Here is a 16,353-nt window from a genome sequence, read left to right on the forward strand (position 1 = left end):
GCAGCGGTCCGACCGCAATCAGCGTGGCCCCGGAGCCGGGCGGCCGAGCCGAGCGGGCGGGTGGTGGCGGCGGCGAAACAGCGGGCGGAGCCGCTGAGATACGCGTCCGCCGGCCGCCTAGGACCTGATGCTCCCGTTCGGCGTCACCAGCCCCGACTCATAGGCGGCGATGACGAGTTGGGCCCGGTCGCGGGCTCCGAGCTTGCCCATGATGCGGCTGACATGGGTCTTGGCGGTGAGCGGGCTGAGGCCCAGCGCCTCGGCGGCTTCGGTGTTGTTGAGGCCGCGGGCCACCAGGGTGAGGACCTGGAGCTCCCGTTCGGAGAGCGCCGAGAGGCCCGCCGGGACGGCGGCCCCCGGCGCGGGGCCGTCGGGGAGACGCAGCACACGGGCGATGAGGCGGGCGGTCGGCCCGGGGAGAGCAGCGCGTCGCCGGCGGCGACGGTGCGGATGGCGTCCAGGAGTTCGGCCGGACGGGAGTCCTTGACCAGGAAGCCGCTGGCGCCGGCGCGCAGCGCGGAGATGACGTGGTCGTCGGTGTCGTACGTGGTCAAAACCAGGATGCGGACCCCCGCCAGATCCTCGTCGGCGGCGATCAGACGGGTGGCCTCGATACCGTCGAGGTCGGGCATGCGGATGTCCATGACGACGACGTCGGCGCGGGCGCTCCTGGCGAGTTCCACGGCCTGGCGCCCGGTGGCGGCATGGCCGGCCACCATCATGTCCGGGGCGGACGCGACCAGCATCGCGAAGGCCTCGCGGACGAGGGTCTGATCGTCGGCAAGCAGGATGCGGATCACGCCGGGCCTCCCGCCACGGGCAGAACGGCCGCGACTGTGAAGCCGCCTTCCGGGCGCGGGCCCGCGGAGAGAGTGCCGCCGACACTGCGGACCCGCTCGCGCATGCCGATCATGCCGTAGCCGACCGGGGCCGCGTCGGGCCGTGCGGCCGGCGGCTTCGGGGCCGTCGCACGCCAGGGCCGCCATCTGGTGTCGGCCGGTGCCGGTTCCACTTCGGCGCAGGGGCCGTCGTCCGTCACGGAGATCCGCAGGGCCGCGCCGTCGAGGGCGACCTCGACCTGGACCCGGGTGTCGCCGGCGTGGCGTACGGCGTTGGTCAGGGCCTCCTGCACGATCCGGTACGCGGCCGCGCCGATCGCCGCCGGGACCTCGGCGGCCTCGACCTCCAGGTCCACCCGCGCCCCGGCGGCCTCCGCCGACCGGACGAGGTCGGCGACCGCGGACAGACCGGGCAGGGGGCCGCGCTCGTCGTCCCCGCGCAGCACCTGGAGGGTGGCCCGGAGTTCGGAGCGGGCGTCGCGGCAGGTGTCGGCGATGCCGTCCAGGGCCGCGGCGACGGCAGTGCGGTCCAGCCGGTCCGGGTCGGCCATCAGGACATGGGCGGCCACCGAGGTCTGGACGCCGATCAGGGTGATGCTGTGGGCCAGCAGGTCGTGCAGGTCCCGGGCGATCCTCAGGCGTTCCTCGGCCACCCGCCGCGCGGCCTCCTCCTCCCGGGTGCGCTCGGCGCGTTCGGCCCGTTCGACGATCGCGGCGATGTACTTGCGGTGGATCCGCACCGCCTCCCCGACCAGGGCCATCGCCACGATCCAGCCGCCGCTGCGCAGCATGTCGGCGGCCGCGTGCTGCCGGGGCGTGGCCGACATCACCCCCATCATGAGCCCGATGACGGACGCCACCGTCGCATAGGTCCGCAGCGGCGGCCCGGCCACGGCCAGGGAGTACAGCCCGACCAGGCTCGCCGGGATCACCGCGTCGTGGAGGTAGTCCATGGCGTGGTACGGGGCGACAGCCGCGATCACCACAAGCATCACGGCCATCGGTGCCCGCCGCCGGGCCACCAGCGCCACCGCACTGAGGACGAGCAGCAGCCAGCCCAACGCGTCCGGGCGCTGCCCGGCGGCGTCCGCCGGGAGCAGGGACGCCATCGCCACCTGGAGCGCGAGCACGCCCGCGGCAAGGACGGCGTCCCGGTGCACTCCGCCTGCGCGAGGTGCCCGTGCCAGGGCGCGGGTGAGGGTGTCGGGGATGCGTTGCGGATGTCGTGGTAGCTGCGGCACGGCTCCATCTTCCGTCACGCCGGCGCCCCGCCGGGAGGTGCGGGGCGCCGCTGCGTTCGTCAAGGGCGGGAAGCGGGGTGGGGGAGAACCTCGATCGTGGCCCCGCCCGCCGGATGCGCCCGGCTGAGGCGGCCGGGCCACCAGACCCGGCGCCCCAGCGCCAGGCTTGCGGAGGTCACCAGATACGTCCGTACGAGGAAGGTGTCCAGCAGCACCCCGACCGCGATGACCAGACCCAGTTCGACCAGTGAGACCAGCGGCATCGTGATCAGCACCGAGAAGGTCGCCGCGAGCACCAGTCCGGCCGAGGCGATGACGCCGCCCGTCGTGCGCAGCGCGGTGAGTGCCGCCGCTGCGGGCTCCGCACCGGACCGTGACTCCTCGCGCATCCGGTGCATCAGGAAGATGCCGTAGTCGACCCCGAGGGCGACGAGGAAGACAAAGGACAGCAGGGGCAGCACCGGGTCGGTGCCCCGGAAGCCCAGCAGCGGTCCGAAGAGCAGCCCGCCGATGCCCAGCGCCGCCCCCCACACCGCGACCACCGCCACGACCAGCAGCAGCGGAGCGACAAGGCTGCGCAGCAGCGCGACCAGGATCAGCAGCACGGAGAGCAGCACCAGCGGCACGACGATCCAGCGGTCGCGGGAGCTGGTGTCCGCCAGGTCGATCTGCTGCGCGCTGGCCCCGCCGACATACGCGCCGAAGCGGCTGTCCAGACCGGCCCGCAGGGCTTTGATCGTGGCGGTCTCGCCGGGCGTCTCCGGCGCGGCCTCGGCGGTGACGAACAGTTCGGTCCAGCCGGCGCCGCTGCGCCCGCGTTCGACGGTTGCGACCCCGCTGGTGGTCCGGGCCTTCGCCAGCACCTCGGCCGCCCGCCCGGTGGGCGCGACGACGGTGATCGGCTGGGTGCCGCTGCCGGGGTAGGCGCGGGCCAGGGTCTGCATCGCCGTCACCGACTCGGGCGCGGTGGTGAAGGCGTCCTCGTTCTTCAGGCTCCCCGGCAGATGCAGCGCCCCCAGCGCCAGCGCGCCCAGCAGTACTGCCCCGCCGGCGAGCACCGCCGCCGGACGGCGCGCCGCCGAGGTACCCATGGCGGCGAACAGTCCGCGGCGCTGCGGCGGCCGGCTTCCGTACGCCGGGACGAGCGGCCAGAAGACCCGGCGGCCCAGCAGCACCAGCAGCGCGGGCAGCAGGGTCACCATCGCCACCAGTGCGCTCAGCACCCCGACCGCCGCGATGGGACCCATCCCGCGGCTGCTGTTGAGGTCCGCCGCGAGCAGGCACAGCAGCCCTGCGGCGACCGTGCCGGAGGAGGCGAGGATCGCCGGTCCGCAGCCGCGCAGGGCGGCACGCATGGCCTCGTACGGGCGGGGGATCCGGCGCAGTTCCTCGCGGTAGCGCGCGACCAGCAGCAGGGCGTAGTCGGTGCCGGCGCCGAAGACCAGGATGGTCATCACGCCCTGGCTCTGTCCGGTGACGGTGATGCCGAAGGCCTGGTGGAGTCCGTAGACGGCGGCCATGGCGGCCCCGTCGGCGACGCCCGCGACGAGCAGGGGCAGCAGCCACAGCAGCGGACTGCGGTAGATCAGGATCAGCAGCACGGCGACCACGGCGACGGTCGTGTACAGCAGTGGCCCGTCGAGGGAGGAGTACACCCCCTTCATATCGGTGTTCAACGCCCCTGCGCCGCCCACCTCGGCCGTCAGGCCGCCGCCGCCGTCGGTGACGTTGCGTACGTCGTCCACGAAGGCGGTCCGCGCGTCGTCGTCCTGTCCCGGCTGGGTGCTGGCGACGGCGTACATCACCGTGGTGCCGTCCTTGGACGGGACGGCGGTGGGAGTCGCGGTGAGCCGGTGGGTACGGGCGATCTCGCCGATCTGCGCCTGCGCCCTGGCGCGGTCGGCGCCGGTGAGCCCACCGTCCCGGTGGTACACCACGACCAGCTCGGTCGCCTCCCCGCCGGGCAGTGCGTCCTGCACCTTCGCCACCTGCGTGGAGTCCGCGCTGGCGGGAAGGTAGTCCACCGCCCGGTTCTGCTGTACGTCCGCGAGCCTTCCGGCCAGCGGCCCCGCGAGCGCGAGCACGGCCAGCCACAGGGCCAGCACCGCCCAGGGCAGCACGGTGCGCGTTCGGCGCTTCCCCTGCCGCTCCGTGGGCGGCGTCGGCTCGACGATTGCGGTGATCGGGGCCCCCACAGCGGGCCTCCCTCCGGTTCGGTTGTCTGCTGCCTCCCAGACTTCCGGCCCGAGGCCCTCGTTTCGTCCGGCACCAGGGCGAGCCGGCCGATACTGCGCGGGGTGCGGTGTGCGGGCGGTTACTCCCGCGGGAGTACACCGAGGGCTGCTCCGCCCCGACGGTCTCGCCGGTCGTTCCGCGATGCCCCGGTTCCGGACAGGCCGGTCACCTGGTTCCTGGCGTCCGGGGTCAGCAATCGGGACGGCCCTCGGACGGCCGCGTCCCTGTCCGGTGACCGGAATTGCGTCGCGCACGAGGGGCGAGCGGCCGTACTGTCCGCCCATGGACTGGAGCGCCTGGCACGATCAGTACGACCTGGCCGACTCGTGGATGGCACGACGGCTGCGGACGGTTCAAGTGCAGGTCGACGCTGCCCTGTCCAACGCCCCGGCCGGCGAGTTGAAGGTGATCAGTCTCTGCGCCGGGGAAGGCCGCGACCTTCTGGACGTTCTGTCCGGCCACGCGCGCCGCGACGATGTACGAGCAAGGCTTGTCGAGCTGGATCCACGCAACACCGCCGCGGCCGCGGAAAGGGCTCGCCGGGCCGGACTGCAGCAGGTGGAGGTGGTCACCGGCGATGCCGCCCTCATCGACCAGTACCAGGACCTGGCTCCTGCGGAACTCGTTCTGGTCTGTGGCGTCTTCGGCAACATCACCGATGCGGATATCGAGCACACCGTCGCGGCCTGCAGTCAGCTCTGCACGACCGGCGGCACCGTCATCTGGACCCGCCACCGCGCCGCGCCCGACCGAGTACCGCAGATCTGCGCATGGTTCGAAGCGCAGGGCTTCGAGCGGCGGTGGCTGTCAGCGGCGGACGCGGGCTTCGGGGTCGGTGTGCACCGGTTCCTCGGCACACCTCAACCGCTGCGCCGAGGCACCCGCCTGTTCGAGTTCGTCGGTTACGACGTGCTCCGTCAGGCCGCCGCGACGGAGTCCGGCAGCCGCAGCGAGCCCACGCTTCACGAGCGCCGCGAGCGGTAGCCGAGTGGAGTGTGCTCAGGCGATGCCTGCCCCGGGCCGCTCGACCAGGATGCCGTCCGCACACCGCGTTCGGCGCGGACCAGGGGGACCAGGTGGGCGCGCCGGCGACCGCGTTCCGGCGAGGCCTGGGCGGATGCGACCGGCTTGACGATCGGTAGGTGGGCCGAGGGAATTCCACCTCCGGAGACGTTCCTCAGGACTGCGGCTGCCACTGCCCACAGCCCTCGCTGATGAAGGAGTAGTCGCTCGGCCGGATGGTTACCCGGACGAGTTTCGCCCTCTCGGTGAAGTTGTCGGCGATCGGCTTTCTGTTCACGTCGGTGCGCTCCCAGAAGCAGTTCTCGACGTCCTCGGCGTAGTAGCTGCCGGGCTTGATGTCGTGCCCGACCCTGAACTCGCCTTCACCGAAGATGCGTCCGTCCGCCTCCTGCCGATTGTGCTTCCCGGCGACGGCAAGCAGCTTGTTGATGAGGTTGCGGTCGGGATGATCGGGGCAGAGGATCAGCGCTCCCCTGACTACTCCGACCAGGTCCGGGGTCACAAGGGAGAGGAAACTCCAGGCGTCGGCACCGGACTCGGCGCAGACGCCGTACAAAGCCCCCAGGACGCGGAGACGGTCGGGGGCTGCGTCGTTGGCGACGCTCACGGCTTTCGCCTGCGTTGCGTCCATGGTGCCGATGGCGGTGCCGTCGCACATGGCGAACTTCCCCGGCCATGCATCTCTGTACGAGCTGTAGGTGTGATCGAAGTCGCAGGTGATGGAGACGGTGACGGTCGGCGCCACTGCGGGGGCCGGATGCCGCTCAACTGCTGCCGTCCCGCGGGGGGCAGCCTTCACAGACGGCTCTGTGGCCGATGGCGCCCGGTGAGTGGTCGCAGCCGGGCCGCCGCATCCCGCCAGGACGAGACCTATCAGCACCCCGGCAGGGATGCGCTTCATGTACCCCCCATATGACACCGAATCAGCTTGTCGCGGGCCGGTGCGCATCCGCCTCCAACGCTGTTGCCGGCCGGAGCGTAGCAGAGGGTTGCCAGCGGTGAAGTCGGCTTCTCGCGGGCCTGTGGGTCCCCCATGGCCTTCCGGGTGAAGGGGCCAAGGAGGCCAGGTGGTACAGCTCGTGCGGGCTGCTGCGGGTCTCTGCCCGGACGGCGCTGCAATCAGGGTTCCGGGGAGAGCATGCAGACCGCATTCGCCACCGGATGGCGATGCCGAGGGGCGGGCTGGCGCGCGTGCGGCGTTCGGCGTTCGCGGAGGACCGGCAGGCCCTGGCAGGGGCGGCCCGCGAGCTGCTGCTCGGCGACCGGCCCGGCCTTCGGCACCCGGTCAGCCGCGAGCGGCGACCTTGCGTGTGGCGTAGGCGGCGGAGCCCACCGCGATCACCACGGCTCCCCACAGTACGGATGCCACTGGGAGGGAGAACGCCAGGACGGCGCAGCCCAGCGCGCCGACGATCGGCACCAGCCGCAGGGGACGCCTTTCGTCGTGGGTGAGGGTGAGGGCGGAGGCGTTGGCGATCGCGTAGTAGACGAGCACACCGAAGGAGGAGAAGCCGATCGCGTCGCGCACGTCCGCGGTGGCGGCCAGGAGGGCGACGATGGCGCCGACGGCCAGTTCGGCGCGGTGCGGCACACCGAAGCGCGGGTGGACCGCTGCCAGGGCATGGGGCAGGTTGCGGTCACGGGCCATCGCCAGGACGGTGCGGGAGACGCCGAGGATCAGCGCCAGCAGTGAGCCGAGCGCGGCGACGGCCGCCCCGGCGCGGACCACCGGGGCCCAGGCCCGGGACGCCGACCGCTCGGACCGCGTCGACCAGCGGCGCCCCGGTGTGGGCCAGGCGTTCAGGGCCGAGCACCGCCAGTACGGCGAGCGCGACCAGCGCATAGACGACCAGGGCGATACCGAGCGCCACCGGGATGGCGCGGGGGATGGTGCGCTCGGGGTCGCGGACCTCCTCGCCGAGAGTGGCGATCCGCGCATAGCCGGCGAAGGCGAAGAACAGCAGCCCGGAGCTCTGCACGATGCCGTGGAAGCGGGCATCCGCGGCGATCGCCCAATGGCCGGTGTCGAGGGCGGAACCGGTCAGGCAGACGGTGACCACGGCGGCCAGCACCGCGAGGACGACCGCCACGATCGCCCGGGTCAGCCAGGCGGCCTTCTGCACGCCGACGTAGTTCACCGTGGTCAGCGCAACCACCGCGGCGACCGCCACCGTGTGCGCCTGGGCCGGCCACACATAGGAGCCGACGGTGAGCGCCATCGCCGCGCACGAGGCCGTCTTGCCGACGACGAACCCCCACCCGGCCAGATAGCCCCAGAAGTCGCCGAGGCGCTCCTTCCCGTACACATAGGTGCCTCCCGAAGCCGGATAGCGGGCGGCCAGTCGGGCCGAGGACGTCGCGTTGCAGTACGCCACCACCCCGGCCAGCGCCAGGCCCAGCAGCAGTCCGGAACCGGCCGCGGCCGCGGCTGCGGCGGGGGCGAGCGCGGCGAAGATGCCCGCGCCGATCATCGAGCCCAGCCCGATCACCACCGCGTCGAACACCCCCAGGTGTCGTTGCAGCTGCTCCGCCCCGGCTGTCGGCGCCGAACTGTCCATGCCCACCCTTTTCCTCAACGGCCCTCGATCTCGGCGCACGATAGAGGAGTGAGGTGTCCGGCAGCCGAACCTGCCTCCATCCGCGGCCTGGTTGTGGGGTGCGATGCGGACCACGCGAGTACGGTCCGGCTTGGCTCAGCGAGCGTGTCGGCCTGCTCCGGCCGCCCGTACGCCACCGCGTCGCTTCCGTCCTCTGAGCGGTGCTCAGCCCTCGGAGTGGGTTTTCCAGATCGGATCGTGGAGGCGCGTGTCCGGTGCCGGGCCGGGCAGCGGACTCAAGCCCGCAGGTGGCGAGAGCAACGATGGCAACCATCACAGCGCCGAGGCAACGGTAGCCTTCGTCTCCATGATGCGCGCTTGGACCCTGGCGATACTGTTTCTGCTCTGCGGCTCAGTCGTTGCGACCGGGCTGATCTTCTCGAGGGGTCTCGCCGCAGCCGTGGCACTCCTGCTGGTGTTTGTGCTGCTCGCAGTCGTCCACTCGCTCCTGGTTTTCCCCCGGTCGATCGGTGCGTCGGAGGCAGAACGCCGCAGCGCGGTCGACGGCCGGCCGGTCGTCTTCTGGCGGTCGGGCTGCAAGTACTGCCTCCGTCTTCGCTTCCGGTTGGGCCGTAGCGCCCGGGAGTTGCACTGGGTCGACATCTGGAGTGACCCGGCTGGGGCGGCAGCGGTGAGGGCAGTCAACGACGGCAATGAGACCGTGCCGACTGTCGTCGTGGCGGGCCGGCCGTATGTCAACCCCAGCCCTGAATGGGTGCGCGAACAGCTCCGTCCTTCCGCGTGAACGGAAGCGTGCCGTAGGGGAGGGGCGCCCGAGGACTCCGAAAAGGCCCTCAGCCGCACCGGCAGTGCCCGCTCCTGCTCATAAGCCCGAGCCACGCCATGGTTCGGCATGCGCCACCGGGGGACTCCGGCCACCGATGCCACCCGAGGGGTGGCCGACGGCTCAGCGGTGGGACCGGGCCAGGCGCCGGGACCGCAGCACCCGTTCCAGGAGTACGACATCGGCGAGCGCGGCGGCTGCGAGGAGGATGACGTTCACCGTCGCGCTTCCCGTGCCGAGCCAGCCGGCTTCGCTGCCGTCCGGCCGGGTGACGGGAGCCCAGATCCGGCCGATCCCGGAGAGGGCTGCATAGGCCCCGTAGATCGCCAGCAGCGCCGCGGCGCCGAAGGGCAGCGTCAGCACGACCGCCAGAAGGTAGAAGACCGGTTTCTCACTGATGGCCCCGGCCGTGGCAAGACCGGCGATCAGCGCGACGTAGGTGGCTTCCGCGAGTCTCCTGAGCATATTCTTCATCCCCCGCCCCCTCGCGGCTCTCCATACCCCGCTTGCAGGACGGCGATACACCGCGCGGGCCGAAATCGCCGGGCGACAAGCCGTACTGCCGAACTCGTCACCCTTGGAGGTGCGGGCCTCCTCGTGCCTTCCGGCCGACGGTGCCGGAGCGCTGTCACTGCACGCGGGCCGACCGGCCGCCCCTTTTCAGCGCGGCGCAGTGATCGACCTCGCTCGCTGGGCGGGTTCCCAGAGGTATGGGCCGTTGTCGTTGCCGCCCGTGGGCGCCGCGATCACTACCGTTGCACCGGCGTTTACCGGGTACCTCGTCACCGGTACGAACGGTCTGCGGCTGTCCCGACGACAGGAGCGGCTGACGCGGGTGAACCGCGTGTCACCAGCAGCAAAGGGCGGCGTTTCGGCTGGGGTCTTCTTGTGGGGCGGTGGCGAGGGTGGCAGGCCGTGACGTCACTGCTTCGACGTCACTGGCTCGACGTCACTGCCTCGGCCCGGCCGCTTTCGGGCCGATCCTGATGTGGACGGTACCGCTGTCGAGGTCGACCGGTCCGCGGTAGGGATCGCCCTCGCCTTCGTCGTCGCGGGTCCACTCCAGACGCTCCCGCTCCTCCTGCCGGTGGCGGGCGCTCGGAAAGAAGACCTCTTCGACGATGCTCACCGGAGAACACCGACGTGATGGGGCCGGGGTGTCCGGCGCAGGCCAGGCGGATGGTGCGAACAGGTGTGCATCATCATGCTCCCGACTGTAGACCAGGGATGGCAGCCCGACCCCGACCAGGAGTGAGCTGCGGTGCGAGGGGAGTTCTGCCCCGACCCCGGACGCCCGCCGCGTCCGGGGTCGGGGCAGAAGGTGTGTGTCAGCCGTTGCGGGCGGACTCCGGGCCGCTGATCCGTCGGAGCAGGGGCAGGGTGGAGGCGATGATGCCGAGCGCGGCGGCCAGTCCGCCCGCGACCATCGCATAGTAGGCCGCGTCGGGTGACACCAGGCCGTAGTGCATCTGCGAGGTCAGGAACATCGCCGACGCGGCGAAAGCGGTGCCGATCGCGATCGCCGAGACCGCCAGCAGCGGCAGCGCGCTCTCCAGGCCGACCACGGCTTGCAGCAGCCGCAGCGGTGCGCCGGTGAGCCGCAGGATCGCGAACGGGCGTCTGCGGTCCGACAGCCCCCCGACGACGCTCACCGCCAGGCTGCAGCCCGCGATCGGCAGCGTGGTCAGCAGCACCACGTCCGCCAACTGCCGCCAACCGGTCAGCTCCTTCTGGAACTGGGTGTTCTCGTCGCCGACCGTACGGGCCCGGTGGTCCGGATACGCGGTGCTGAGCAGGGTCCGCACGCGTTCCATGACCGGCGTCGACCCGTCGGTGGCCACGTAGACCAACTGCACGGGCAGCTTGGCCAACGCGTCCGGGCTGATCGCGGCGGCGGGCCACTGAACCGCCGGGTGCGACTGCAGGTCGAGCAGGGAGAAGAAGTCGACGGCCGTGATGCCTGCCCCGGCCGTGCAGCGGCCCACCATGGGGATCTGGGCCAGGTCGGAGCAGGTCACCAGCGCTGGTGCATCCCGGGCGGGAAGCCTCGGGTCCTTGTCGATGCCGTCGGGGTTCTGGTGGGCGACGGCCAGCCCCCGAACGCCCGGCATCGTCCGGATCTCGGTGAGCAGCCGCGCCGGGACGGACCCGGCCAGCGGCGCCTCGCCGAGCATGCCGGTCTCCACCACCGTCCGGGTCTGCCGGTCGCCGTCGAGCGAGCCGCGCTGGAGGTTGATGGTGCCGATGATGCTGACCGTCGCGGTGGTCACGAACAGGGCCAGGACGAGGCCGCTGACCGCGCGGAAGCCGGCTTTGGGGTCGTCGGCGAGCCGGCGCACCGCGATCAGGGTGGCCGGTCTGCGGGTCCGCCGGGCGACCGCCCGGGCGACGGTCATGGTCAGCCACGGCCCGGCGATCACCAGGCCCACCATGGCCACCAGGAAGCCCGGGAGGTAGGCCGCCGCCTGGCCGTTCCCGGTCGTCGGGCGGCGGTGGAGGAAGTACAGCAGTTCGGCCAGGCCGGCCAGCAGCGGGATGAGCCGCCAGGCGCGCGGCGGGCGCGGGGTCACCCGGCGGGTCACGCCGAGCGGGGAGATGGTGACCCGTCGCAGCGCCAGCCGTGCCGCGACGGCCGCCGCCAGCGGCACGCCGACCGCGACGCCGAGGGCCTGCGGAGCGTTGAGCGTCAGGTCGGAGAGGAAGAACCGCTGGCCCGTGAGCGGGATGGTGGCGACCAGTGGGCGCAGCGCGGCGTAGAGCGCGAAGCCGACCGCCGTCCCGGCGGCCGCCGCCAGCGTGGACTCCACGGCCGAGATCAGCGACACCTGCCGGGGGGTGGCGCCGACCAGCCGCATCGCCGCGTACCGCTGCTCGCGGGTGGCGGCGGACAGGCGGGTGGCGGTGCCGATGAAGATCAGCACAGGGAAGATCAGTGCAGCGGCCACCACCGAGAGGATCAGCGTCATGGCGTCCCCGCGCACACCCTGGTCGAAGCAGGCGTTGTCGCAGGTGGCCGGTCTGGCGGTGGCGATGGAGGTAACGGTTCGCGCCAGGGGCGCGCCCTTGATCTGGGCCGGGGTACGGCCGATGACGGCGGCCAGCGTGTCCGGGGAGGGCAGCGCGGTGTCGGCGATGGTGCCGATGAGTTTGCCCGGGAAGCGGTCGCCCAGTTGGTCGGCCGGGGCGTCGCGGATCAGCTTGGCCAGCGCCGGGGAGGCGTAGTACTCGCCCGGCGCAGGCAGGTGCGCGAGGCCGGGCGGGACGGGAGAGGCCGGGCCGGTCGCGGCGACATCGACCTCGGTGATGTACTGGCCGTCGTAGTAGTCGTCGTGCGGCCACCACCACAGTGGGTCAGCTGATGCCTGCTGGGTACGGGTCGCGGCGCCGGTGTCGAGCCACACCTGACGCTGGTTCGTCCGTCCGACTGCGTTCATGCCGGCGAACGTCGAGAGCAGAAGCCCGACGCCGATGGCCACGGCGGTGGCGATCATGACCAGCCGGGCGACCGCCTGCCGGCCGCCGCTGAGCGCGAGGCGGAGTGCGAAGCCGATCACGAGGCGATCCGTCCGGCTGAGAGCGCGCCTGCCTTGCCGTCCCGCACCATGGTCTCCCGGTCGGCGTAGGCGGCGACCCGCGGCTCATGGGTGACCAGGATGACGGTGGTGCCGTGCTCGCGGGCGGCTGCGACCATCAGTTCCATCACCTGCTCGCCGGTGAGCGAGTCGAGCGCGCCGGTCGGTTCGTCGGCGAAGAGCACCTTCGGCCGGGCCACCATGCCGCGGGCCAGCGCCACGCGCTGCGCCTGCCCGCCCGACAGTTCGCCGGAGCGGCGACCCTCCAGCCCGTCCAGCCCGAGCTGGGCGAACCACGGCCGGGCCTCGGCGAGCGCGGCCGCACGGCGGGTGCCGGACAGCAGCAGCGGCAGGGCGACGTTCTCCTCGGCGGTCAACTCGGGGACGAGCTGGCCGAACTGGAAGACGAAGCCGAAGGTGTCGCGGCGCAGCGCGCTGCGCTCGGCCTCGTTCATGGCGTCGATGCGCCGGCCGTCGAAGTGCACCTCGCCGGAGTCGGGGGTGAGGATGCCGGCCAGACAGTGCAGCAGGGTGGACTTGCCCGAGCCGCTCGGGCCCATGACGGCGAGCACCTCGCCGGCCTCGACGGCAAGGCTGGCGCCGCGCAGGGCGGGGGTCTCACCGAAGGCGAGCGTGAGGTCGCGGGCCTCTATCAGGGCGGTCATGGGCGCACCGCCTCGGCGAGGGCGTCCAGGCGGGCCGTGGTCAGGTCGATCCAGCGCAGGTCGGCCTCCAGGTGGAAGAGTCCGTGGTCGGCGAGCAGGGCGTCCACGAGCTGGCCGGTGCGCCGGAGTTCGGTCAGCTCGCGCATCCGCTGCATATGGGCGGCGCGCTGGGTGTCGAGGTACTGCTCGGCGTCCCGGCCGAGCATCAGGGCGAGCACGACCTTGGTGAACAGCACCGTCTGCAGGTTGGGCTCGGGGGCCACCGGTTCGGTGAGCCAGGTCTCGAACTCCGTCGCGCCGTTCTCGGTGATGACATAGCGCTTGCGCTCGGGCCCGGCGCCGGGCTCCGCCTCGCCGGCCACGACCTTGCCGTCCCGCGCCAGCCGGCCGAGGGTGGCGTAGACCTGGCCGTACGGCAGCGGCTTGCCGCGGCCGAAGAAGGCGTCGTAGTCGCGTTTCAGGTCGTAGCCGTGGCTCGGCTCCCGCTCCAGCAGCCCCAGCAGCGTCAAAGGAACACTCATGAGATGACTGTACATCAGAAGTACACCCTGAGTGTATAGCCGCCGAGAATACGCTTTGCGCTGCAAGCCCTCGGGTGCCTCCGGGAAGGAGACGCCTCGCTCCATCCGGCCTCACCCCGCGGTCGCGAGGCGCCGGGCACCACACCGCCCCGGCGGCCGACTTGTGTTCCGCGAGCCGGACCCGCCGGCATCGAGCCGCCGCCCGCGCCCACTGCCCGGGGTGCTCCCTGCCGCGGCCGTGCACCCGGCGACAGTGCTCCAGACGCCGCTCGTGAGACGTAGCGAGCAGGCCGAGGCGAAGAGGGCCGCGCGGCGACGACGGCGGTCCGCCTGATCGGCCATGGCGCTTCCGGTGGCGCGGCGACAGAGGTGCCGCGCGGCCGGGCACAGCTTAAAATGGTCGAGAAGCACCGGCGGGATTCGCGGCATTGTCCGACCCGGGATCGAGTGCGAGGCCTCACGGCCGCTGATCACTGAAACTTTTCGTCCGAGCGCGAGCTGATACAACAGCAGTCTCAGAGCCGCGCCAGGAATCCGCTCACCGTGTCCCGCCCCGAGCAGCACGAGGAGGGTGGTCCCATGAGAATTCCCCCCAGATACTCCGGCGCAATCTCCCTCTGCGCCGTCTCGCTTGCCTTTGGCTCGCTGATGTCGGCCGCTCCCGCGACAGCGAAGCCCGCGCCTACGTCACACGTGTCGGTCCCCCAAGCCGCACAGTGCACGATACGTGACGGCACGTCGCGGCTCGGCAGCGCGACCGGAAGTGACCCTGTCGCGTTCAAGTACCCCGACAGCCCCTATGTCGGAATGCGCTGGAATTCCTGCACCGGCAAGGTCGCCATCTACTACGGCGGGTACTCGCCAGGCCTGCCGGGCGAGTTCTACCAGCTGCGCAGTGGCACAGGCTCGCAGGTGAAGGTTCCCGTGGGGTTGGACCGTATTTGGACCATCAACGCCCCAGGTGGATCCTCCATGACCATCGTGGCTCAGTACTGCCAGAAGCCCGTCTTCGGTTCCTCACGGTGCACCCGCTGGTCGCCTACAGTGACCGTGCGGCTCCGCTGAGCTCCTCGGCCTTCGCCCCCGCTGGCTCGGCGGCACCGCCCGACCGGGCCGGCGGGGTGCACCTGCGAGTCACGGAAGGCCCGGACCGCGCAGGAGAATGCCGCCGGGACCGCCGTCCGCCGGCATGTAGTTGACACCGGCGAAGTTCGCCGGGAGCCAGCCGAAGGACGCATTCACGGCCGCAGGGTCCGTGCCCGAGGCCGGGGCGGTCGGGGCGGGGGCTGTCGGGGCGTGCGTCCCGGCCGGCGCGGGTGTCGGGGTCCGGTCGGCCGGAGACGGGAGCAGAGTGACCACAACGGCTGCCGCCGCGCAGGCCGCCACGGCGCCGAGTGCGGAGAACCGCCTGCGGCGCAGCCGCCCTCTGCTGACCCGTGCCGCCATGGTGACGTCGACGCCGCTTGCGGGGGCGGCCGAGGCGGCCAGCTCACCGAGTTCCCGGCCCTGATGCGGGACAGAGGGTGAAAGGTTGCATGGCTTCGGGTATTCGGCTGCTGCTCTCTCCGCTGCGGGTCTGGCGGCTGCGTTCCTGCCGGTCGGCCGAGGACCGGGCGTCCGCGACGACCGAGGGTTGATCGGAGAGCTGCAGCGGACCGAGGCGCAGTCCCCCTTTCGGGGCGACCCCGCGGGGTGGGTGTCGTCCGAGGGCGGGTTGGCGACCGTGGGTAATGTGTAGGTTTTGTGCTCATCCGAATGGTCTGACTGCTACGGTCTTGTCGGGGATTGAGAACGTCGGGCCACTGCGCTCCAGCGAAGTGGCGCAGTCAGCTGGGGGGCGTCGAATGCTGAATCGTTGTCTCAGATGTGCCGTTGCGGCGGCGGCCTTGGTCATGGTTGCCGCCTGCGGACCGGACAAGTCTTCTTCCGCCGACTCGAGTTCACCACCCACTGCTTCGAGTTCACCATCCGCCGTGGCCGCCGGGCTGTGCGCTGCGGGTAAGGTCGCGCTTCCTGATGTCTCGGCCGTGCAGGCGACATACCCGAAGGTGACGGACGGTCAGGCCGACTATGCGCTGCAGCTCCTCCCCGCCGGCCTGGCTGAGGCAGCGGGGGTCACCGTGGTCGAGTCGGGAACACCAAGTTCCAAAATCATGGCCTCGGTCGACAATCACGGCAAACTCGTGATTCGCGCCGGAACCAACGTTGCTCCGGCCGAGATCGCATCGTCGATCGTGTTCAACCTCACGGCCAAGGTACTGGCCGAGAGCAACAAGAAGGACCCGACTCTTGTGTCCCTCGACGTCATCGTCAAGGCGGTGGCGGCGGTGACTGCCGACACCTACCTCAGGATTGCGCAGACGGCTCCCGCTGCCACCAGCGGTGACCACGCTCCTGGGGAGAACACTGTCTCGCTCGCCGTGAAGAGGGTGGGGCGCGACCCGGGCATGCTGACGGGGCTGAATGTGGCCGCGTTCGCTTCCCACCCGGCCTATTGGACGGCGCTGGCGAAATTCATGGGTCCCAGCTATTACCGCCGGAGTCCCATCCCCGACGCCTTGGACATGGATGCCCCGGTGAGCAGGGCTGCGGCGCCGGCGCTCACAACCGCACTCGCCTCGTGTTCGTGACGGGAGCCGTACGAGCTGACGCCCTTTGGACCCAGGTGGGGCCGGTGCCAGGACCGGGACGGTTTCTGCGTGAGGTCGCCACCCTCTCCTGCGGGTGATGACCTCATGCGACCTGCCCGACGGGATGCGAGTCATCGCCTGTGCGATGACGGCGATCACCGCCGCGCCCGCGGAGTGCGCTGTTTCCACGGCCGGTATCCGGTTGGCGGCGACATCCATACCCTGGATGTGTTCGTGGGGCGGCTG

The 16,353-nt window shown here is 71.6% G+C and carries 11 protein-coding genes and 2 pseudogenes; 3 read left to right on the plus strand and 10 right to left on the minus strand.

From position 1 onward, the window contains the following. Window positions 1-117: 117 nt before the first annotated feature. The 3 genes and pseudogenes from AB0761_RS34645 to AB0761_RS34655 all read right to left on the minus strand — a co-directional run bounded on the left by AB0761_RS34645 (window position 118) and on the right by AB0761_RS34655 (window position 4,200). A pseudogene (locus AB0761_RS34645) lies at window positions 118-746 on the minus strand (response regulator). 50 nt (window positions 747-796) lie between these two features. After that, window positions 797-2,080, minus strand: coding sequence for a sensor histidine kinase (locus AB0761_RS34650; RefSeq protein ID WP_377273220.1), 1,284 nt, complete (start codon window positions 2,078-2,080; stop codon window positions 797-799). Window positions 2,081-2,139: 59 nt separating this feature from the next. Next, window positions 2,140-4,200: an MMPL family transporter gene (locus AB0761_RS34655; RefSeq protein WP_377274480.1), complete on the minus strand. Its 2,061-nt coding sequence runs from the start codon at window positions 4,198-4,200 to the stop codon at window positions 2,140-2,142. Between the two features lie 397 nt (window positions 4,201-4,597). Between AB0761_RS34655 and AB0761_RS34660 the strand changes: the two genes are divergently transcribed. Continuing rightward, a complete protein-coding gene (locus AB0761_RS34660; protein ID WP_377273221.1) occupies window positions 4,598-5,299 on the plus strand; it encodes a class I SAM-dependent methyltransferase family protein in 702 nt (233 codons plus the stop codon). 193 nt (window positions 5,300-5,492) lie between these two features. Here AB0761_RS34660 and AB0761_RS34665 read toward each other — a convergent pair whose 3' ends face one another. Both AB0761_RS34665 and AB0761_RS34670 read right to left on the minus strand, forming a co-directional pair. Further along, window positions 5,493-6,239, minus strand: a complete 747-nt coding sequence (locus AB0761_RS34665; RefSeq protein ID WP_377273222.1) for a hypothetical protein — start codon at window positions 6,237-6,239, stop codon at window positions 5,493-5,495. A 384-nt stretch (window positions 6,240-6,623) separates the two neighbouring features. Continuing rightward, window positions 6,624-7,896 (minus strand): annotated as a pseudogene (locus AB0761_RS34670) (APC family permease). A 346-nt stretch (window positions 7,897-8,242) separates the two neighbouring features. Here AB0761_RS34670 and AB0761_RS34675 point away from each other — a divergent pair. Beyond that, a complete protein-coding gene (locus AB0761_RS34675; RefSeq protein ID WP_377274482.1) occupies window positions 8,243-8,680 on the plus strand; it encodes a glutaredoxin domain-containing protein in 438 nt (145 codons plus the stop codon). Between the two features lie 162 nt (window positions 8,681-8,842). Here AB0761_RS34675 and AB0761_RS34680 read toward each other — a convergent pair whose 3' ends face one another. The 5 genes from AB0761_RS34680 to AB0761_RS34700 all read right to left on the minus strand — a co-directional run bounded on the left by AB0761_RS34680 (window position 8,843) and on the right by AB0761_RS34700 (window position 13,477). Beyond that, window positions 8,843-9,193, minus strand: a complete 351-nt coding sequence (locus AB0761_RS34680; RefSeq protein WP_377273223.1) for a hypothetical protein — start codon at window positions 9,191-9,193, stop codon at window positions 8,843-8,845. Between the two features lie 475 nt (window positions 9,194-9,668). Next, complete coding sequence (locus AB0761_RS34685; protein WP_377273224.1) at window positions 9,669-9,848, minus strand: DUF6191 domain-containing protein; 180 nt, start codon at window positions 9,846-9,848, stop codon at window positions 9,669-9,671. Between the two features lie 199 nt (window positions 9,849-10,047). After that, window positions 10,048-12,273, minus strand: coding sequence for an FtsX-like permease family protein (locus tag AB0761_RS34690; RefSeq protein ID WP_377273225.1), 2,226 nt, complete (start codon window positions 12,271-12,273; stop codon window positions 10,048-10,050). Next, window positions 12,270-12,956: an ABC transporter ATP-binding protein gene (locus tag AB0761_RS34695; protein ID WP_377273226.1), complete on the minus strand. Its 687-nt coding sequence runs from the start codon at window positions 12,954-12,956 to the stop codon at window positions 12,270-12,272. Before AB0761_RS34695 ends, AB0761_RS34690 begins: the two co-directional genes overlap by 4 nt. Beyond that, a complete protein-coding gene (locus AB0761_RS34700; protein WP_377273227.1) occupies window positions 12,953-13,477 on the minus strand; it encodes a PadR family transcriptional regulator in 525 nt (174 codons plus the stop codon). The genes AB0761_RS34695 and AB0761_RS34700 overlap by 4 nt, the downstream gene beginning before the upstream one ends. A gap of 1,973 nt (window positions 13,478-15,450) precedes the next feature. Between AB0761_RS34700 and AB0761_RS34705 the strand changes: the two genes are divergently transcribed. Next, entirely contained in the window at window positions 15,451-16,107 is a 657-nt protein-coding gene (locus AB0761_RS34705) for a hypothetical protein (protein WP_377273228.1), read from the plus strand. Window positions 16,108-16,353: the final 246 nt, after the last annotated feature.

Origin of the sequence: Peterkaempfera podocarpi (assembly GCF_042466665.1) — a bacterium.
Taxonomy (GTDB): domain Bacteria; phylum Actinomycetota; class Actinomycetes; order Streptomycetales; family Streptomycetaceae; genus Peterkaempfera; species Peterkaempfera podocarpi.